General features: G+C 46.5%; 17 protein-coding genes. 9 read left to right on the forward strand and 8 right to left on the reverse strand.

The genetic code is table 11. From position 1 onward, the window contains the following. Positions 1–147: 147 nt before the first annotated feature. From QUA03_RS13375 to QUA03_RS13385, 3 genes are all read left to right on the forward strand, one after another. Positions 148–669: a hypothetical protein gene (locus QUA03_RS13375; protein ID WP_333212713.1), complete on the forward strand. Its 522-nt coding sequence runs from the start codon at positions 148–150 to the stop codon at positions 667–669. A 565-nt stretch (positions 670–1,234) separates the two neighbouring features. Beyond that, complete coding sequence (locus tag QUA03_RS13380) at positions 1,235–2,950, forward strand: ATP-binding protein (protein WP_333212715.1); 1,716 nt, start codon at positions 1,235–1,237, stop codon at positions 2,948–2,950. 458 nt (positions 2,951–3,408) lie between these two features. Next, entirely contained in the window at positions 3,409–5,115 is a 1,707-nt protein-coding gene (locus QUA03_RS13385; protein WP_333212717.1) for a calcium-binding protein, read from the forward strand. Between the two features lie 169 nt (positions 5,116–5,284). Here QUA03_RS13385 and QUA03_RS13390 read toward each other — a convergent pair whose 3' ends face one another. Next, positions 5,285–5,977 (reverse strand): DUF2259 domain-containing protein, encoded by a 693-nt coding sequence (locus QUA03_RS13390; RefSeq protein WP_333212718.1) that lies wholly within the window; start codon positions 5,975–5,977, stop codon positions 5,285–5,287. A gap of 539 nt (positions 5,978–6,516) precedes the next feature. On the opposite strand from QUA03_RS13390, the gene clpB reads away from it, so the two are divergent. Next, positions 6,517–9,132, forward strand: coding sequence for an ATP-dependent chaperone ClpB (clpB, locus tag QUA03_RS13395; protein WP_333212720.1), 2,616 nt, complete (start codon positions 6,517–6,519; stop codon positions 9,130–9,132). A 117-nt stretch (positions 9,133–9,249) separates the two neighbouring features. On the opposite strand, the gene QUA03_RS13400 is transcribed toward clpB, so the two are convergent. Together QUA03_RS13400 and QUA03_RS13405 are read right to left on the reverse strand one after the other, a co-directional pair. Continuing rightward, complete coding sequence (locus QUA03_RS13400) at positions 9,250–9,426, reverse strand: ribbon-helix-helix domain-containing protein (protein ID WP_096829277.1); 177 nt, start codon at positions 9,424–9,426, stop codon at positions 9,250–9,252. A 53-nt stretch (positions 9,427–9,479) separates the two neighbouring features. Then, positions 9,480–9,656, reverse strand: a complete 177-nt coding sequence (locus tag QUA03_RS13405; RefSeq protein WP_333029546.1) for a ribbon-helix-helix domain-containing protein — start codon at positions 9,654–9,656, stop codon at positions 9,480–9,482. 207 nt (positions 9,657–9,863) lie between these two features. Between QUA03_RS13405 and QUA03_RS13410 the strand changes: the two genes are divergently transcribed. Beyond that, on the forward strand, positions 9,864–10,094 hold the full coding sequence (locus QUA03_RS13410) for a hypothetical protein (protein WP_333212722.1): 231 nt from the start codon (positions 9,864–9,866) through the stop codon (positions 10,092–10,094). Positions 10,095–10,257: 163 nt separating this feature from the next. Here the strand turns inward: QUA03_RS13410 and QUA03_RS13415 are convergent, their stop codons facing one another. Further along, the gene (locus tag QUA03_RS13415) at positions 10,258–10,920 is read right to left on the reverse strand and encodes a hypothetical protein (RefSeq protein WP_333212724.1); all 663 of its coding nucleotides are present in this window, start codon (positions 10,918–10,920) and stop codon (positions 10,258–10,260) included. A 238-nt stretch (positions 10,921–11,158) separates the two neighbouring features. Beyond that, entirely contained in the window at positions 11,159–12,184 is a 1,026-nt protein-coding gene (locus QUA03_RS13420) for a YihY/virulence factor BrkB family protein (RefSeq protein ID WP_333212725.1), read from the reverse strand. Positions 12,185–12,326: 142 nt separating this feature from the next. Between QUA03_RS13420 and QUA03_RS13425 the strand changes: the two genes are divergently transcribed. After that, positions 12,327–12,959 carry a hypothetical protein gene (locus tag QUA03_RS13425; RefSeq protein ID WP_333212727.1) on the forward strand — a complete coding sequence of 211 codons (633 nt, stop codon included), beginning with the start codon at positions 12,327–12,329 and terminating at the stop codon, positions 12,957–12,959. A gap of 309 nt (positions 12,960–13,268) precedes the next feature. Beyond that, positions 13,269–14,258 carry a mechanosensitive ion channel family protein gene (locus QUA03_RS13430; RefSeq protein WP_333212728.1) on the forward strand — a complete coding sequence of 330 codons (990 nt, stop codon included), beginning with the start codon at positions 13,269–13,271 and terminating at the stop codon, positions 14,256–14,258. Positions 14,259–14,395: 137 nt separating this feature from the next. On the opposite strand, the gene purU is transcribed toward QUA03_RS13430, so the two are convergent. From purU to thrC, 3 genes are all read right to left on the reverse strand, one after another. Next, positions 14,396–15,250 (reverse strand): formyltetrahydrofolate deformylase, encoded by an 855-nt coding sequence (gene purU, locus QUA03_RS13435; RefSeq protein WP_333212730.1) that lies wholly within the window; start codon positions 15,248–15,250, stop codon positions 14,396–14,398. Positions 15,251–15,311: 61 nt separating this feature from the next. Further along, a complete protein-coding gene (locus QUA03_RS13440; RefSeq protein WP_333212732.1) occupies positions 15,312–15,680 on the reverse strand; it encodes a hypothetical protein in 369 nt (122 codons plus the stop codon). A gap of 266 nt (positions 15,681–15,946) precedes the next feature. After that, the gene (gene thrC / locus QUA03_RS13445) at positions 15,947–17,083 is read right to left on the reverse strand and encodes a threonine synthase (RefSeq protein WP_445304851.1); all 1,137 of its coding nucleotides are present in this window, start codon (positions 17,081–17,083) and stop codon (positions 15,947–15,949) included. A gap of 120 nt (positions 17,084–17,203) precedes the next feature. Between thrC and QUA03_RS13450 the strand changes: the two genes are divergently transcribed. Beyond that, complete coding sequence (locus QUA03_RS13450) at positions 17,204–17,485, forward strand: hypothetical protein (protein WP_333212733.1); 282 nt, start codon at positions 17,204–17,206, stop codon at positions 17,483–17,485. A 257-nt stretch (positions 17,486–17,742) separates the two neighbouring features. After that, positions 17,743–18,795 (forward strand): fatty acid desaturase, encoded by a 1,053-nt coding sequence (locus QUA03_RS13455; RefSeq protein WP_333212735.1) that lies wholly within the window; start codon positions 17,743–17,745, stop codon positions 18,793–18,795. The last annotated feature ends 253 nt before the right edge of the window (positions 18,796–19,048 follow it).

Here is a 19,048-nt window from a genome sequence, read left to right on the forward strand (position 1 = left end):
ATGCCGATCGCCCTAATTTCGATCGCACTTTGATCCGATCTGTTTTTTCGGAAAAGTCAACAAATGTGATAGGCTCCAGATAAACTAATAGACTGCTGACAAAAGCGGTCTATTGCAATCACCCAAAATTAACTTTACCGGACATCAATGAATATCAAACATCTGGTTATTTCCGGCATGGCCCTGCTCCTCGGTACTACAATCGTAGGAAATGCTATTGCTCAAGGACTGACCGAAAACGAAAAAACGGTTATTTGTCGCTTGAAAACAGAAGTTGACCAGCGGAAAAGCAACGGTCAAAAATTAGTATTTGTGCCGTTGCTGGGCCAAGTTCGCAAGCAAGTTTCATCTCCTTTTAGAGCAACGCTGCATCCTAATGTGGAGTATGTTTTTGTTGCCACTTGCGACGGAAATTGCCAGGATTTAAACTTATCTCTCAAGGATGCAAGCGGTCAGGAAGTCGCTGTGAGTCAAAAAACAGGCGAATTGGCGTCAATCTCTTTTACTCCCCCCTCCCAAGGCGAATATCAAATCACTGCTAAGCCTGGGGAATGCACGACGGCAGAGGGTTGCAGTTACGGCCTGGGAATCTTCGTTCCTGCCTCTGCTAGCGTACCTAATGCTTCAAGAATTCCTGCTGAGATAGCACAATTTCGACTTTGCCAGTAGGGGAACAGCGATAGAGTTGTGGGTTGCGAGTAGAGTAGAGTTTTTAATTAGAAATCTAACTCATAACTTGCAACTTATAACTCGCAACTTATCTCGCAACCACGCCAGACGGTGAGTAGGTTATTAATGACTTCAATTATCTGAAACCATGGCTTTGACCGAAAGCATCCAGGATACAAGCCCCCGGATTCATCCGTGGGGTCAAGGCTTCAATCTAAAATCTAAAATCTAAAATCTAAAATCTAAAATCGATTGACTGGTTCTTACTTCTTGCTTTTTTTACTCTGAGCGACTTGCCCTGCCCTTCGACTTGGCTCAGGAACCGCGACTTGCCCGATCGCATTGCCGAAGGGAATGTAGCCGAAGGCAGCCGAAGAGCCTTCTTCCTTCTGCTATATTTTGTTACGCATAACTCCTCCAAACTGTCAAGCAGATCGAGCTGTGGAACCCTGCAAAGACCCCATAAGTGCCGAAAGCTGGCTTGAAGCCAGAACTTTATTTACCCTCATGCAGGCATCAATTAGAATATAGATGGTGCCTCTCAAAGGTGACGAGTACATTGCCCATGTCTTTAACCTTAGCTTTGAAAAATCAACTGCAGAACCGTCCTCAAATAGGGTTGAAAAGTCTGTTGGGCCGCTTGGGCATCAGGCAGAAAATCGGCTGCGGATACGCCTTGGTCATTGGTATTGCCGTTTTGGGTGCTGTGGCGGGACGGGGAGTAGAATCCTATCACAAACAGCAAGTTAGAGAAAAACTAGCGATCGACCGAGACAAAGCGGAAATCTTAACAAACCTCAATCACACGGTGCAGGAAGTCAGAATTCAGCAGCAAGAGCTCGCGAGTCTGACGACCAAACCGCAAATTTTCGATCGCGAACGATCGGAATTCCTGACTCGCGTTGCTCAGATGAGCGGCATCCTCGAACAACTGCAAACCCTACCGCCGACGAAGAATGCCGATATTGCCAAAGACTACCAACAGCTTCAACAGTTCGCTCAAGTCAACGGCAAAACCGTAGAATCATACTTTCAACAAGTACAAAAATTGTTGGCTACTGCGAAATTATCTGCTTTGAATCCGCAACAGCAGCAGGCTTTCGGCCGGAACTTGAACAATTTTGTGGCGGGGGGAACTGCTTTGAAACTCAAACAGTTTTCCGAGGATTCAGCCCAACTGGCCGTCAACTTTCGCGAGAAAGCAGACGAGGCATTGAGAACCTACGAAAATGCCGAAAAACTCGGAACTCTCATTCTCGTTGGCTCTCTCTTGATATCAGGTGCGATCGCAGCAATTCTAGCAGCATACACCAGTGGGGCGATCGCTCGCTCCTTAGAAGCCACCACCCTCATCGCTCAGCGAGTCACAGAAGAATCTAACTTTGACCTGCAAGTACCCGTCACTACTTCCGACGAAGTGGGAATGCTAGCAATTTCCCTCAACGAACTAATCCAAAGAGTAGCGGAATACACAGAAGAATTGCACGAAGCAAAAGTAGCCGCCGAAGCTGCTAACCGCTCGAAAAGTGCATTTCTCGCCAACATGAGCCACGAACTACGCACCCCCCTCAACGCCATCATTAACTACAGCGAAATGCTGCAAGAAGATGCTCAAGATTCCGGTTCAGAAGACTTTCTCCCGGACTTAGAAAAAATTCAAACCGCAGGCAAACACCTGCTGGATATGATCAGCGACATCCTCGACATTTCCAAAATAGAAGCCGGCCACGTCACCCTTTATTTGGAAAACTTCGACGTGGCGACCATGATTGAAGAAGTGATGACTACGGCTCAACCGCTAGTAGAAAAAAAAGGCAATGCTTTAGCACTAAAAACAAAAGGCGAACTCGGCACAATGTACGCCGATCAACCGAAAGTGCGGCAAATTCTCCTTAATTTGCTCAGCAATGCTGCCAAATTTACCGAAAAAGGCGTCATTACTATCGGCGTGGAAAGAATTAAAATTGAAAAATCAAGACCGACGAAACCAAATAAAAATAATGATATTCAATCGGGTTCAAGCTACACTTCTCAAGTTTTAATGTTTCGAGTCAGCGACACCGGCATCGGCATGACAAACGAGCAATTAGAGCAGATATTTAAACCTTTTACCCAAGCTGATGCTTCGACTACCCGCAAATACGGAGGCACGGGTTTGGGATTGACAATTAGCCAGCGTTTGTGTCAAATTCTCGGCGGCGAAATTAGCGTCGAAAGCGAAGACGGTAAAGGTTCAACTTTTATTGTCAGTCTCCCGGAACGGGTTGTGATGCAGGCATGAAGTCAATCGATTTTAGATTTTAGATTTTAGATTTTAGAATTGAAGCATTGACCCCACAGATAAATTCGGGGGCTTGTATCCTGGATGCTTTCGGTCAGGCAAGATAGGGATTTTGACACGGATATACGGATTAATTATTGAGCATTTGTCAATAGTCAGGAGGCAGATATTCAAGGAAAAAGAAAGAGGGAGGAAGGAAGAGGGAAATTTTAAAATATTTTGATATGGCAACCGCTTTCGTCGGTTAGGGCATAAATTGTAAATAGCCCCAATTGCCGTGCGATCGCAAAACCCATCTCCAAAGTTGTACTCTTAAATATCAATACTTCGGACAGTTTTTGATTACCAGCCGTAGAATAAGGGTTTCAAGGCTCCAAGGCGATCGAGCTACCAAGGGAAAACCGAGGGTTTCAGACTACGAAATAAAAACAGTTCGGACTATTGAAATATGAGGGTTTATGAATATTACTCGCGTCTCAGTTGACTCAGCAGGCAATCAGGCCAATCAAAGTCCATCGGTATCCTCCTCTCATTCCATTTCGTCCGACGGGCGGTTTGTGGCGTTTGGATCTCCAGCATCCAACCTCGTGCCGGGGGACACTAACGCTGAATCCGATATCTTTGTGCACGACACTCTAGCTAATACCACCACCCGCGTCTCAGTTGACTCAGCAGGCAATCAGGCGAACGGCATTTCCGTCTGGTCCTCCATCTCAGCCGACGGGCGGTTTGTGGCATTTTCCTCTAATGCCACCAACCTCGTGCCGGGGGACAGTAACAATAAAAACGATGTCTTCGTGCGCGACACACTAGCCAATACCACCAATCGTGTCTCAGTTGACTCGGCAGGCAATCAGGCGAACGACGTTTCCGTCGATCCCTCCATCTCAGCCGACGGGCGGTTTGTGGCATTTTTATCTTTTGCCACCAACCTCGTGCCGGGGGATACTAACGATAACCCTGACATCTTCGTGCGGGATTTGTTGACGAATACCACCACCCGCGTCTCTGTTGACTCAGCAGGCAATCAGGGAAACAAGTATTCCGGCGCACCCTCCATCTCAGCCAACGGGCGGTTTGTGGCATTTAGGTCTTTTGCCACCAACCTCGTGCCGGGGGATACTAACGATAACCCTGACATATTCGTGCGGGATTTGTTGACGAATACCACCACCCGCGTTTCTGTTGGCTCAGCAGGTAATCAGGGGAATAATGGGTTCGGCGAACCCTCCATCTCAGCCGACGGGCGATTTGTGGCATTTTCCTCTAATGCCACCAACCTCGTGCCGGGGGATACTAACAATAGACACGACATCTTCGTGCGGGACACGCTAGCCAATACCACCACCCGTGTCTCAGTTGACTCAGCCGGCAATCAGGCGAACGATTCCTCCGTCTTCAGCCCCTCCATCTCAGCCGACGGGCGATTTGTGGCGTTTGATTCTTCTGCCTCCAACCTCGTGCCGGGGGATACTAACAATAGACACGACATCTTCGTGCGGGACTTGTTGACGAATACCACCACCCGCGTCTCTGTTGACTCAGCCGGTAATCAGGGGAACAGCGGGTCTTTTGAGCCCTCCATCTCTGCAGATGGGCAGAAAGTAGCGTTTTCATCTGAGGCTAGTAACCTCGTACCGGGGGATACTAACTTTACTTTCAATAGCCGCCTCGATGTCTTTGTTTCTGACACCGGCAGCACTCCAGGCAATAACCCTCCTGATAACAGCATCAACGGCAGTCCCGACAACGACATCCTGTTTGGCACCAGCGGCAACGACATCATCAACGGTGTGGAAGGGAATGACGTACTTATGGGTTTACGAGGCAACGATATGCTTGTCGGGGGCGACGGCAGCGATGTCCTGAATGGTGGCAAAGGTTTTGACACCCTCAACGGCGGTTTAGGAAACGATATTCTAGTCGGCGGTGGGGGCAACGATGTTTTTGTTTTAGGTGCCGGATTGGGAGTTGATACAATCGTTAATTTCGTCAAGTCTCAAGATACCGTGCAATTAATCAATGGCTTGACCTTCGGACAGCTATCAATTTCGCCGGGAACTGACGGCACATTAATTACAGTAGCCAGCAGCGGTGAAGTTTTAGCTTCTTTGATAGGTGTTGCTCCCAATCTCATCGGTTCTGAAGATTTCATCTCGGTCTAGAGATAGTAAAATAGCAATCCTTGCAGGAGTCGTAAATTTTTACCCCACCCCAGCCCTCCCCTTACCAAGGGGAGGGAGTAAGAAATTCACAAATGATTTAGGATTGCTATATAGGGGTTCTGCGTAAGTTTTGATAATTCCCAGGTTAAAACCTGGCAATATAGCAAGCCTAAAGAACAAAGCCTTGTACAACAGTAGTTTTCAAGACTCCTTCAAAAGTGCGTTCTGTCTTGTCCAGCAGGACAACGACATTGCGCCGATTCGGAGACAAACGAACTTCTCGGATGGAATAAGAGAACACCCAATCTTGAAAATTGTTCAGGGTTCCGAGGACACGCTGCCGACCGTTATGATTAATTACAAGACGCATTGCCGCGCTTTCTTTGCCAGCAGAAGCATTTTTTTGCCGCTGTTCCAGGCGAATTTGTAAAGGCTTTGCTGTATTGACTCTGACGGCGACTGTCTCGCTTCCATTGGCTCCGGGAGTACGAGAAATAATGTTCAGTTTAGTTCCAGCTTGAGGAGGAGTTAACTTCAAAGTTTGCCTGCTATTCCAACTTTTTTTAAGCAAGTCATCTTCTGCCATTTTAGTGCTTTTATTGGAGTCGGGTTCGCCATATTTAGTTTCGATACACCCATTTCTGATGCACGAATTTGCAGCAACTTGGACAATTTGCAATTCTGCTTTGGGAATTCCCGCTCCAGTATCTCTGGAACTTTCTAGATACAAGTAGTAATTGCTGTCGGCGGAAAAACCAGACATCCGGTGTGCGGCACGCCAGGTACTTGCCAAAGCTTCAGGGGCAAGTGCGATCGCGGAACTTGCTATAATTCCTAACGAAATTAAAGGTAAAATTTTCATGGCTATATTTTCCAGGTGTGAGAGTTCTAGCGGCTGTTATTGATGAGTAAAACAATAACGCTTCGGGTTTAGCTATAGGACTGTGACGCTTCTCAAGTCCTCTCTCCTATTTACATGAGTGTTTCTCCATTTTCCGCAGCAGGAGACTGTTTAAGAATGTGCTGTTTTTTCAAGTGGCACTAGAAAGCATTTTTAATGTGAGAGTTGGTCTTATCTCACATCTTGCACTATTCTCAAGAACAGGCAAGATGCCTGTTCCACAAAGAGTGAATTTTCTTGTGGAACAGGCATCTTGCCTGTTCATAAAAAGCTTATTGACAATGGTGCAACATCTCAGTTTTATCCAAGAGTCCAACTTTTAGGCGCGAAAGTTTGCTTTTCCTTGCGAGGGACTGCTACACAGGACGGAAATACCTATCTCAAGATAGGGGAACACCGATCCGCCCCCCCTCCGCAACTCCCTACAATGACAATTGTACGGGGAATTAAGCAATTGCCTCTACAGCAGTGATCATTTTTAATGCAGGGAATTAAAATATATGCAACCGAATAATCCAAACCAATTTACTGAAAAAGCCTGGGAAGCCCTCGCCCGCACCCCCGAAATCGTCAAAGCAGGTCAGCAGCAGCAGCTAGAAAGCGAACATTTGATGAAAGCTTTGCTGGAACAAGAATCGGGACTTGCTAGCAGCTTATTTAACAAAGCTGGAGTTTCTGTAGCAAAATTGCGCGATCGCACTGATGAGTTTATCAGTCGTCAGCCCAAAATCACTGGAAGCGGCGGCAACGTTTATCTAGGTCGTTCTCTCGACACTTTGCTCGATCGCGCCGAAACTTATCGCAAAGACTACGGCGATGAATTTATTTCGATCGAGCATTTGATACTAGGTTACGTTAAGGACGATCGCTTTGGCAAAAATTTACTACAAGAATTTAAACTAGATGAAGCCAAGCTCAAAGATATCATTACCCAAGTCCGAGGGAAGAACAAAGTGACCGATCAAAATCCAGAAGGCAAATACGAAGCGCTGGAAAAATACGGCCGAGATTTGACTGAAGCTGCGCGTCAAGGCAAACTCGATCCGGTAATCGGACGGGATGACGAAATCCGTCGCACGATTCAAATTTTGAGCCGTCGTACCAAGAATAACCCGGTATTGATTGGGGAACCGGGAGTCGGCAAAACTGCGATCGCCGAAGGACTAGCCCAGCGAATTATCACCGGAGATGTGCCGCAATCTCTCAAAGACAGACAATTAATTAGCCTAGATATGGGCGCGTTAATTGCTGGTGCAAAATTCCGGGGAGAATTTGAAGAACGCTTGAAAGCGGTGCTCAAAGAAGTGATGGACAGCAACGGCAAAGTCATCTTATTTATCGATGAAATTCACACCGTTGTCGGGGCCGGTGCAACTCAAGGATCGATGGATGCCGGCAACTTACTTAAACCCATGTTAGCGAGGGGAGAATTGCGCTGTATCGGCGCTACCACTCTCGACGAATACCGCAAGTATCTCGAAAAAGATGCGGCACTAGAACGTCGTTTTCAACAAGTTTATGTTGACCAACCAACAGTTGAAGATACTGTCTCGATTTTGCGGGGCTTGAAAGAACGCTACGAAGTTCACCACGGCGTTAAAATTTCCGACAGCGCCCTAGTGGCGGCCGCTACTTTGTCTACTCGATATATTAGCGATCGCTTCCTGCCAGACAAAGCCATTGATTTAGTGGACGAAGCAGCAGCTAAACTCAAAATGGAGATTACCTCCAAGCCGGAAGAACTAGATGAAATCGATCGCCGGATTTTGCAGCTAGAAATGGAAAGACTGTCGCTGCAAAAAGAAAGCAATGCGGCTTCGATCGAACGCTTGGAAAGACTGGAAAAAGACTTAGCCAACCTCAAGGAACAGCAAAGCGCTTTGAATGCCCAGTGGCAATCGGAAAAAGGTGTCATCGGCAGCATTCAAAAGATTAAAGAACAGATTGATAAGGTGAATATTGAAATTCAGCAAGCTGAATTAAAATATGACCTGAACCGTGCTGCTGAGTTGAAATATAGCAAGTTAACGGAATTACAAAAACAACTGCAAGAAGCTGAATCTCAACTTTCAGCAACTCAAACCACAGGTAAAACTTTGCTGCGGGAAGAAGTCACGGAAGGTGACATTGCGGAGATTATTTCCAAGTGGACGGGAATTCCGATTAGCAAGTTGGTTGAATCGGAAATGCAGAAACTTCTGCACTTGGAAGATGAACTGCACAAGCGGGTAATTGGACAGGATGAAGCAGTGACGGCGGTTGCAGATGCAATTCAACGATCGCGCGCAGGTTTAGCCGACCCAAATCGTCCGGTTGCGAGTTTTATCTTCCTCGGCCCCACGGGTGTTGGTAAAACCGAGTTAGCCAAAGCATTAGCGGCTTATCTGTTCGACACGGAAGAAGCGATCGTCCGAATTGATATGTCGGAATACATGGAAAAACACGCGGTTTCGCGGTTAATTGGTGCGCCTCCGGGATACGTTGGCTACGATGAAGGTGGACAATTAACTGAGGCTGTGCGCCGCCGCCCTTACTCCGTGATTCTATTCGATGAAATCGAGAAAGCGCACCCGGATGTATTCAACATCATGCTGCAAATTCTGGATGATGGCCGCGTTACCGATGCTCAAGGTCACACAGTAGACTTTAAGAATTCTGTGATTATTATGACATCGAATGTCGGCTCTCAATACATCTTAGATGTGGCGGGAGATAACGAACAAATGCGGAGTCGGGTGATGGAAGCGATGCGGGGAACTTTCCGCCCAGAATTCTTGAACCGGATTGATGAGATGATTATCTTCCACGGTTTGAGTAAGGCCGAACTGCGGCAGATTGTGCTGTTGCAAGTTAAGCGCTTGGAAAAACGGTTAGCCGATCGCAAAATGTCTCTGAAATTGTCGGAATCTGCGATCGATTTCTTAGCAGAAATTGGTTACGATCCGGTGTACGGTGCACGGCCATTGAAGCGGGGAATTCAACGCGAGTTGGAAACGCAAATGGCGAAGGGTATTTTGCGGGGAGATTTTGCTGACGGCGATACCATTTTTGTGGATATCGAGAATGAAAGGTTGGCGTTTAAGCGGCTGCCGGCACAATTGGTGACTGCGAAATAATTTGAGTAGGGTGGGCTGCGGCCCACCTTATTTTTTTGAGGCGATGGTTCTTTTTTTGACCGCAAATGTAGGCGGATGGACGCGGATGGACGCGGATGGGATTGCGGGCGATCGTTCTTAAGGGCGATCGCTTTCTGATTTATCTTTTTTCTGTTCTTGGCGTTCTCGAACAGATTTCGTCAGCAGGTACGTTGCCAAACTGCTAACGGATCTGCTGTCTTCTTCTGCCCATTCTTCGAGAGCTTTTTGAATCTCTTCTGGCAAATATGCGGTAACTCGTCCCCGTGAAGCCATTCGTTGTACTGCAAAACATTTCAACAAACTCCATCTTACGCCGTGGTCATCGCTTAAGGGCGATCGCTTTCTGATTCTTCCTTTTTCTGCTCTTGGCGCTCTCTGACTGCTTTAGCTGCCACATGGGATAGCAGGTTTGCAAGGGTTCTATCTTCTTCTTCAGCCCATTCGGACAAGGCTTGATGAACGTCTTCTGGCAGGGTAACTGTGACTCGCATTCGTGAAGGCATGGGCTGGCATGGTTTTACTTCAATTGTCTTCAATTTTACACTCCAACACCATTTGATATATTTTTGTGTCATTTGATGTCAATGGCATCAAATTATGCTATTAGTGTATATAAGGCTCAGGCCTTAAAACGTCAGAAGCCAGCCCCTTACTGTCCAAGGTTCCGGGCTGGCTCTGGCTCCAAAAATATCAATGGAGTGTATTCAATTATGACTTATAAAGACCGCTTGTGTTGTTGGGCGATCGCCCGTCTGTTACCTTCTCATCAATGGATGATTGTCGCCCGCTTCCGCAGTCGTTCAGATGCAGACGGGCATTTTCAGTTTCTGCGACAAACTATACCTCACGTTAAGTTTGAGGTTGTGTTCGATTTAAGTGGAGACAGCAACCGTTTATCGGTGTTGGGCCGCTGTGCCAATTCCCTCGCCAGCCGGTTATAAATTGTAATTTTCCGGCTGTTTTGAGTTGATTTAATTTGGGCGATCGCACTTTTGTTGATAAGTGCGATCGTCCTTCCTTTCTTGAGTCTCCCTCTGCTGGGACGAGAGTTTTTGTAGACGCGATTTCAATCGCCGAGTTATCTGTTGGGCTGTCTCTAATAATTTATTTCCGCACCATCACAGACTTAATTACAGCATTCGGCTGATACTTATTAGTCTGATAAAATCCCCCTTGACCAGCGCCATAAACTCCCGCAAATTGTTTCCCTTTAGCCTGGGGGACAAACATAATGTTTCTAGTGGGTTGCTTGGCAAATACAACCCCTTCTCTCATTTCATTATCCACGTTATAAGATAAAGTAGCTTTGCCGTAAATTGCCTCAGCTTGTTTCAGAGTCATTCCCGGCCCGACGCCCTGAACTGTTTTATAATTAGAATTCTCAGTCATCAAAAGTTCAATGACATCGGTATCTTTTAGCTTTGTACCCGCAGCGTAGATAATCCGATATTGCACTTTTCCCGACTGCCTGACAGCCACAGCATCAAAGTCTACCATAAAAGGAGACTCTACCTTAAACTGCGCCGTGGAACCCAGAGCCTTTTTCAATTGTCCGAAAGTCATCCCCACCTTCGCCGCTCCAATTGTGCGATCGGAAATTGTTAAACTTGCAGCAGGCGTTTTTTGAGCAGCATTGGCCGCTTCCCCCAACTTATTTGCACCCCTTGGCGCAATAGTGGAACCGGGCTCGGAAATTAAGGTGAGGTAACTGCCGATCGCCAGCAAAGCAGCTATCATTGATCCAGACAAAACTTTAAGATTCAACATGACTAATTCTCCTAGATTTCAAATGCGACTATCTACCCGCCTCTTTTTGACTATCCTGGGCCTCACCCTCCTAGTTTGGATTCTCAGAGGTGTTGGGATATTGACATTCATTCCCGGTGGTGTTATCTGGATACTGATTTTGTTGTCTTTTGTTGCGGGTATCCTCAGCACTTTACTCCGTCGGTAAGCCAGCATCCGGCAAATAACAAATAAGAATTAACAATTAAAACTTAACAATTTATTTTAATTTTGATTGTTTCATTGCCTTTCCCACTGTCACATTCAATTGAGCGCCGATCAGCATCACCAAAGAAGAAAGATCGAGCCACAGCAGCAACACAATAAAAGTTCCGATCGTGCCGTAAGTCCAAGTGTAATTGCCCAAGTGTAAAACATAAAACCGAAATAAAGCTGAAAATAGCGCCCACAAAATAGCAGCAAAAACAGCTCCCGACAAAATAGGAATATCTGGTTGACGGCGGCTAGGCCCGTAGCGGTAAACAAAGGCAAAAGTCAGTGATACAATTCCTAAAGAAATCGGCCACCGCCACCGCCGCCAAACACCTAACAGTTGCGACTCCAAAGGGCAATTGTCGGTGAGGAGCAAGCAATTTTGGACATCTTTTAAATCGCAATTGGCGACGGACTCCAGCAGGCAACTTTGGCGGGCAATAGCTTGTACAATTAAGTCGCTGACAAAGACTACTCCCGATGCCAGAATCAATAGTATAATTGTGCCGACACTCAGCGCCAGAGAAATAAGTTTTGCTTTCCAAAATGGTCGAGTTCGATCGCTAGGGATTTCATGGATGCGATCGAGTGCAGCCATCGCCGCGCTCATTACTCCAGAAAATGCCCAAATCGCTCCAAGAAAGCTCACCGAAAACAGCCCTTTACTGCGAGTTAACAAAATTTCTTTGATTAAGCCACCAATCAACTTCCGCACGTCATCGGGTATAATTTCGCCCAAAAGACGGGCGATTTGATAAAGTGTTGACTGCAAAGGTTCAAACAGAGCGATCGCAGATAAGATAGCCAACAGCCCCGGAAACAGCGCCAGCATAGAATTGTAGGCCATTTCCGCAGATAGCCCCGGTAAGCGCTGTTCTCCTGCCTTCGCGGCGACTTCCTTGAGTGTGCCCCAAGTCAAACACCTACAAAACAGCCAAAAACCCCCAAATTTCCGTTTGAGAGCTCGAAGCAGCCTCAAAAATGCCTTAAACAAAGCTAAAATCAGGTAGCGCAACCAGTAAAAAATGTTCATAGCGCACAGGCAAGGGGGCGAAAGATGAGGTACACAAGTCGTTAATTAGTTAAGCCATTATCAACTCGCAATTGCCAATTCCCAATTCCCCATCTAAAATCTAAAATCTAAAATCTAAAATCTAAACTCTAAAATCAATATTATGGCTCAGGATGTCAGACAGTGGTTAGATGAAATCAAGCGGCTGCAACAGCAGTTAACAGAAGTTTCGCGCGATCGAGATGAGGCCGGTGAAAGTGCGGCGCAGTGGCGTCAACTCTACAATACTGAAGCCGAGCAGCGGCGGAATGATGCTAAATTAACTCAACAAACCATCGCTTCTCTGGAAGCACAAATAGAGCAATTACAAAATTTTTCCCCCATTATGCCCGAAGGCGACGATGCTGGAGTTGCTCGCCAGCAGGAAGTCGAACAACTCCAAACAGTAGGCGAACTTAAAGCTAAGTTAGCAGAAGTTCTCGAAGAGCGCGATCGGGCGATCGAACAAGTTAAACAACTCACTCAAGCCCTCAAACAAGAAGAAGCCCGTCACGCCGAAACTAGCAAAAATTTAACTAGCGCCCTCGGAGATGCTGTTGACTTGCTCACGAAAGCCCAAAATCCTGCCCCTGCAAAAACGGAGACAGTATATTCTTTAGAAATAGTACCTACTCGCACTGCAAATCCTGGCGAAACTGCTCTGGAAATCCGCCAAACTTCCGCCCCAGGCAAAAATTCCGCCCAACTTCCACCTTCTAAAAATCAGTTACTCGATCTACCGCCCTTTGGGAATTAGGAGTTACAAATTCAGGAATTTTCGGCATGGCCAGTCTCCTTAGCAGGTGGGATTTAGTCAGCAATGCGTTGTTTTTGCCTTAACTGCAATTAGGCTGCATTAATCTATCAGCTTTTTTATTATTCCGCACCTACGGATAATCTACTAATTGATGTAACTGTACTATATCCCAACCTATAATCCGCATTCAAAATTTTGAGGACTGCCAAAAAATCTTCCTCGCGTCGTACTCACCTACAGTCTTTAGATAGAACTTAATCGAGCTAAATTTTACTACTATCGACAACGATTGATGCGCGAGGAAACTTCATGAGGGCAGAGATATCCCTAGTCTGGAAAAAGATTCAGAGCATGATCGACGGCTTTCTGATCGTGCTGCCTAATATTGTGCTGGCGTTAATTGTCTTTGCAATTTTTTATTTTGTGGGTCGGCAAATTAAGAGAGTGGTCAGGCGAGTTACCCGCAAGCACCACCAAGCTCGAAATTTGGGGCTGGTGTTAGGACGGTTAGCTCAGAGTCTGATCGTTCTAGTTGGTCTATTTATTTCTCTTTCGATTATAATTCCCACATTGAAAGCTGGCGATTTGGTGCAACTGCTGGGAATTAGCGGGGTGGCAATTGGTTTTGCCTTTCGCGAGATATTGCAAAACTTCTTAGCAGGTATCCTAATTCTGTTGACGGAACCGTTCCGAATCGATGACCAAATTGTGTTTAAAAACTTTGAGGGAACGGTAGAAAATATTGAGACGCGCGCTACAACAATCCAAACCTATGATGGTCGGCGGATTGTCATGCCTAATGCCGAATTGTTTACGAATACGGTGACTGTGAATACTGCTTTCGATAAACGCCGCATGGAATACGATATTAGTATTGGTTACGGCGACGATATTGACCAGGCTAAGCAGTTAATCCTGGAAGCATTGCACAGCCTGAAGGAGGTTTTGAAAGCTCCTGCACCCGATGTACTGGCGATGGATCTAGGAGAAAGTACGGTCAATATCCGCGTTCGGTGGTGGATTGCTCCGCCGCGCCGAATTGACGATCTGCGATCGCGCGACAAGGTAATTTGTGCTATTAAAAAAAAGCTATATGTGGAAAACGGCCTCGATTTGCCTTATCCCACGCGCAACATCTTGTTGTACGATCAAACCGAAGAAACCGATGGCGATCACTCCCAGCAACGTGAAGGATGGCCAGTAGACAAAGGTAAAGTTCCGAAACCTCGTCGTATTAGTAACTCTGTGCGAAAACTGACGCAAGGGCGATCGCAACAAGACGGCAACAGAAAATCTTAACAGCATCACCAGTCATGCCAAATGTCAAGCTGAGCAAACTTTGGGAGTCGCTGCACTTGGCTCGTGCAACCGGAATTGATCTCACTCGCCGAGGGATTAAATGAGTAACAAACCAGGATTGATATCAGGCATAACTTTCAAGCAAAAACCACTGTTCGATTGCCATAAACTAAAACACGATTTTGTAAATGATATCGCACCGCTCTTGCTAACACAACCCTTTCTAAATCTTTACCTTTGCGAACCAAATCAGACACTTCATCGCGGTGACTGACGCGCACAACATCTTGTTCGATAATCGGGCCAGCATCTAAATCTGGTGTAACATAGTGGGCTGTTGCACCGATAATTTTTACCCCTCTTTCATAAGCCCTTTCGTAGGGATTTGCACCCACAAACGCGGGTAAAAATGAATGGTGAATATTAATCACATTGGGAAATTTTCTGATAAAGTCTTGACTCAAGATTTGCATATATTTAGCCAAAACTACTAAATTAATCTTATACTTATTAAGAATTTCTAACTGTTGTGCTTCTTGAATAGCTTTATTATCTTTAGTAATGGGAATATACTCAAAGTCGATACCGTATTGTGCCGCAAGAGGCTTTAAATTTTCATGGTTGCTGATAATCAGCGGAATTTCACCTCTGATTTCTTGCGCTCGCTGTCGCCAAATCAAGTCTAATAAACAGTGATCTTGACGGCTTACCCAGATTGCGATGCGTCGAATTTTATGAGAGAAATGCAATTGCCAATTGGCTTGTAAGTCCTTAGCAATTTCACTAAAAGCAGGTGTTATTTGTTCGGTGGTTAAGTCAAAATCATCTAATTGCCATTCGAGTCGGCTCAGAAATAATCCGGTGGTAAAATCCGTATGGTGATCTGCGTGGATGATATTGCCGTTGTGGGACGCGATAAAATTGGCAAGTAAGGCGACGAGTCCTTTGCGATCGGGACAGGCAATTAACAGGGTTGCAGTAGGTTTGGTCATCGTAGAATGGTTAAAGTATATCGATCTGCTGAATACCGCATCTTTACCTATTTAGATCGAGCTAACTGCTGGCAGTATCTTCATCCAAATTATCGAGACGTTTTTGCAGCCCATCGCGAATATAGCGAATGCGCTCTTTATGAGGTTCCATCCCCAAAAATCGATTGTATGTTTTCAGTGCCTCTTGCCAATTCTTGAGTGATTCCTGTCTCTCAGATAATTTTTCTTGCACATCACCCAGACTCATCAGCGCACTAGCTTTGCATTTGAGAGCCCTGGTATCATCCGGTTGAATAAGTAAAGCAGCATCGAAGGCAGCGATCGCATCAAAGTAAGACTGTTTTGCCGTCTCAAATTCACCTTGCTCTTCTTGTAAACCACCTAGATTTCCCTGCATAATCCCTTTGGCGACAGGATCATAATTATTCATGATTATCATTCAATGCAATAAATTAAACATAATTATAAACTGCGATCGAATCAAAAGCCGTAAAATCTATCTTGCGTTTTATCTTCTTTAATCGGTATCAATCCGAAATCGTTTCTGACTGCGGGGATTGGTTAGTAAATTTTCGGTTCCTCGTCCTTAGAATCTGCCCATTCTCGTTCCCAGGCAGAGCCTGGGAACCAGTTATATCCGACTTAAAAAACCCCAGAGGATACAAAGAACATTACCGAAAACTGCCAACTAACTTATTAAAATCCCATCGCCCCAGCTACTGCATCCAAAGTCGGAGCAATGCCACTTTTAAATTGATTGTTGCTGTGATTAATGGCGGTATCCGGGTCTTTCAAACCGTTACCAGTTAGCACGCAAACCACCGTCGCCCCAGTCGGAACTTGGTCTTTTACCTTCAGCAAACCGGCCACAGAAGCTGCACTTGCTGGTTCGCAGAAAATTCCTTCCTGTGATGCTAACAAACGGTAAGCGTCGAGAATTTCGGCGTCGGTGACTGCGGCAAAACTGCCGCGGCTGGCTTCGGAAGCTGCGATCGCCTGTTTCCAGCTAGCGGGGTTGCCGATCCGAATTGCTGTCGCCAGGGTTTCTGGGTGCGATACCGGTGAGCCCGTTACCAACGGCGCAGCTCCGGCTGCTTGAAATCCCATCATCTGCGGCAAGCGCGAACATTTTTTGGCTTGGTGGTATTGACAAAAGCCCATCCAGTATGCTGTGATGTTTCCCGCATTTCCCACCGGAATGCACAGCCAGTCGGGCGCATCGCCCAAAGCGTCCACCACTTCAAAAGCTCCGGTTTTCTGACCTTCCAAGCGGTAAGGATTGACGGAGTTGACCAATGTCACGGGGTAGTTAACAGCCATTTCGCGGACAATTTCTAAAGCTCGATCGAAATTTCCCCCAATCGAAATTACTTCCGCACCGTAAAGCAAAGCTTGCGCCAGCTTGCCCAAAGCCACGTAACCTTCGGGAATCAACACGAAAGCTCGCATTCCCCCGCGTCTGGCGTAGGCGGCGGCGGCGGCCGAAGTATTGCCGGTACTGGCGCAAATTACTGCCTCGGCACCAGCTTCCTTTGCCTTGGAAATCGCCATTGTCATCCCCCGGTCTTTGAAACTACCAGTGGGGTTGAGGCCGTCGTATTTGACCAGGACGCGCACGTCTCGACCGATGAGAGATGCGATCGCAGGTGCTGGAATCAGGGGAGTATTGCCTTCTTGGAGGGTTACTACCGGCGTGGTTTCCGTCACCGGCAGGTAGGGGCGATAAGCTTCGATCAAGCCGGGCCAGCCGTAGCGTTTCGGCTCGGCTGCGCGGGCAGCGGAGTTAGCAGCGGAGTTAGCAACAGAGTCAGTAGCAGGTAGAATCAGGGTCACGATGTCAATGGTTTTAGGCAATGGCCAAAGAATTTACACTAATTTTAGCTCGATCGGTTAATTTGATGTTTAATACGATCGGTTCAGGTTAAAGTAACTTAATGGTGTGAATGTGTAGATATGTCTACTCAATTACTAATGTCAAATAATTCATCCACTCTTTCTCGGCCTCAAGTCACCGCGAGCAACCCCGAAATGGCTAGTTCTTCTACCCTATCGACCACTTTTGCCCGCAAAGTAGATTTGGTGAAGTGCCCCTACCAAGCAGATCAGCAAGTCAAGTTCCTGCACTTGCAAGCAGAAATCGAATCCTTGCTGCTGGAAGTGCAAAGCCTCAAACAGCAACGCTCGATCGCTGGCTTGCGGGAGATCGACCCCATTGCGGGCAGCAACAGCAATTAGCAGACAACAGTCGCTAATGCTAATTGTCCTGCCCCTGTGTTATAAAAACAAAGGTTTTGCTACCCGCAGTGTTTTTTGCCGAAAGTGCTAGAAATTCCTAACTGCGGATAGCGATCGCTAGCTTTTGCTAAAACGCGCTTGCCTACAGCTCAACTCGTCTGCTGCTTGCTGGCAACGAGCTGACATTTTACGGCGCTTTTTTATTGCGCTAATTTGTTAAGCCATCCTCATGGCATACGGAGAATCGAAATCAGTTTATGACAGCATCGATCGAAAAACCACTAAATTTGACATCCGCAAGTGACACTTCCAACCTGCGCCTCAAAGATATTCTCAAAACCCTGCCGCGGGAAGTATTCGTCAAAAACCCCCGCAAAGCTTGGACAAAAGTAATTGTCAACGTTCTTTTAGTTGCTGTCGGTTACTGGGGCATAGCAGTCTCTCCTTGGTTTCTACTACCCCTAATGTGGATTTTCACAGGCACCGGATTAACCGGTTTTTTTGTGATCGGTCACGACTGCGGTCATCGGTCATTTGCTAACCGCCGCTGGGTAAACGATTTAGTCGGACATCTCGCATTTTTGCCGTTAATTTTTCCGTTTCACGCATGGCGGCACGGGCACAATTACCACCACAAGCACACCAATAAACTTGGCGAGGATAATGCTTGGCACCCGATGACAGCAGCAGACTACGCTGCTGCGCCCAAGGCTTTACAAATAGCTTATAGTTTAATATTTGGTCCAATGTGGTGGATCGGCTCGATCGCCCACTGGGCCAAAGTACACTTTATGTGGTGGCGGTTCAAAGGTCAACAGAAACAAGAACAAGTGCGGTTTTCAGTTTTTGTCGTTTTAATCGGTGCTGCGATCGGATTCCCGATTTTAATTGCAACCACAGGCATTTGGGGATTTGTCAAATTTTGGTTGATGCCCTGGCTGGTTTACCATTTCTGGATGAGCACTTTTACGATCGTCCACCACACAGCACCAGATATTTCATTTAAAGAACCCGAAGAATGGAACGAAGCCCAAGCGCAACTGTCGGGAACAGTTCACTGCGATTATCCCCGCTGGGTAGAGTTTCTGTGCCACGACATTAACGTCCACGTTCCCCACCACCTTTCGACTGCTATTCCCTGGTACAACTTGCGCCTCGCCCACAGCAGCTTAAAGGAAAATTGGCAAGATCATCTCTACGAAACAAAATTTTCTTGGTCTTTAATGAAGCGGATTGCCGACAACTGTCACTTGTACAATCCCGCTGGTGGCTATCAAACATTGCAGGAATTTAACGCTAAAACAAAGTAAGTTTTAAACGCGATAAATGCCAGAAAAACCCGGTTTGTCAAACACAACCGGGTTTTTCGATATTACAATCCGTAGCTTGTGTAAGGTGCGGAATGCGTCAATACGGTTCAGTTAAAACTATTTATTCCTAGGAGATCCCCCTAAATCCCCCTGATTGTTGGGGGACTTTGAGTAAGTTCTTGTCTTCTTGTCCCCCCCTTTTTAAGGGGGGCTAGGGGGGATCGAGCTTAACTGAACCGTATTGAGGAATGCG

Source organism: Microcoleus sp. S36b_A4, assembly GCF_036700645.1.
In the GTDB taxonomy this organism is placed as follows: Bacteria; Cyanobacteriota; Cyanobacteriia; order Cyanobacteriales; family Microcoleaceae; genus Microcoleus.

Coding starts and splice junctions, on each gene's coding strand:
- QUA03_RS13410 (WP_333212722.1), top strand. CDS start 9,864: ATGACTTATAAAGACCGCTTGTGTTGTTGGGCGATCGCCCGTCTGTTA.
- QUA03_RS13375 (WP_333212713.1), top strand. CDS start 148: ATGAATATCAAACATCTGGTTATTTCCGGCATGGCCCTGCTCCTCGGT.
- QUA03_RS13450 (WP_333212733.1), top strand. CDS start 17,204: ATGTCTACTCAATTACTAATGTCAAATAATTCATCCACTCTTTCTCGG.
- purU (WP_333212730.1), bottom strand. CDS start 15,250: ATGACCAAACCTACTGCAACCCTGTTAATTGCCTGTCCCGATCGCAAA.
- QUA03_RS13420 (WP_333212725.1), bottom strand. CDS start 12,184: ATGAACATTTTTTACTGGTTGCGCTACCTGATTTTAGCTTTGTTTAAG.
- QUA03_RS13380 (WP_333212715.1), top strand. CDS start 1,235: ATGTCTTTAACCTTAGCTTTGAAAAATCAACTGCAGAACCGTCCTCAA.
- QUA03_RS13425 (WP_333212727.1), top strand. CDS start 12,327: ATGGCTCAGGATGTCAGACAGTGGTTAGATGAAATCAAGCGGCTGCAA.
- QUA03_RS13400 (WP_096829277.1), bottom strand. CDS start 9,426: ATGGCTTCACGGGGACGAGTTACCGCATATTTGCCAGAAGAGATTCAA.
- QUA03_RS13405 (WP_333029546.1), bottom strand. CDS start 9,656: ATGCCTTCACGAATGCGAGTCACAGTTACCCTGCCAGAAGACGTTCAT.
- clpB (WP_333212720.1), top strand. CDS start 6,517: ATGCAACCGAATAATCCAAACCAATTTACTGAAAAAGCCTGGGAAGCC.
- QUA03_RS13455 (WP_333212735.1), top strand. CDS start 17,743: ATGACAGCATCGATCGAAAAACCACTAAATTTGACATCCGCAAGTGAC.
- QUA03_RS13390 (WP_333212718.1), bottom strand. CDS start 5,977: ATGAAAATTTTACCTTTAATTTCGTTAGGAATTATAGCAAGTTCCGCG.
- QUA03_RS13430 (WP_333212728.1), top strand. CDS start 13,269: ATGAGGGCAGAGATATCCCTAGTCTGGAAAAAGATTCAGAGCATGATC.
- QUA03_RS13440 (WP_333212732.1), bottom strand. CDS start 15,680: ATGAATAATTATGATCCTGTCGCCAAAGGGATTATGCAGGGAAATCTA.
- QUA03_RS13415 (WP_333212724.1), bottom strand. CDS start 10,920: ATGTTGAATCTTAAAGTTTTGTCTGGATCAATGATAGCTGCTTTGCTG.
- QUA03_RS13385 (WP_333212717.1), top strand. CDS start 3,409: ATGAATATTACTCGCGTCTCAGTTGACTCAGCAGGCAATCAGGCCAAT.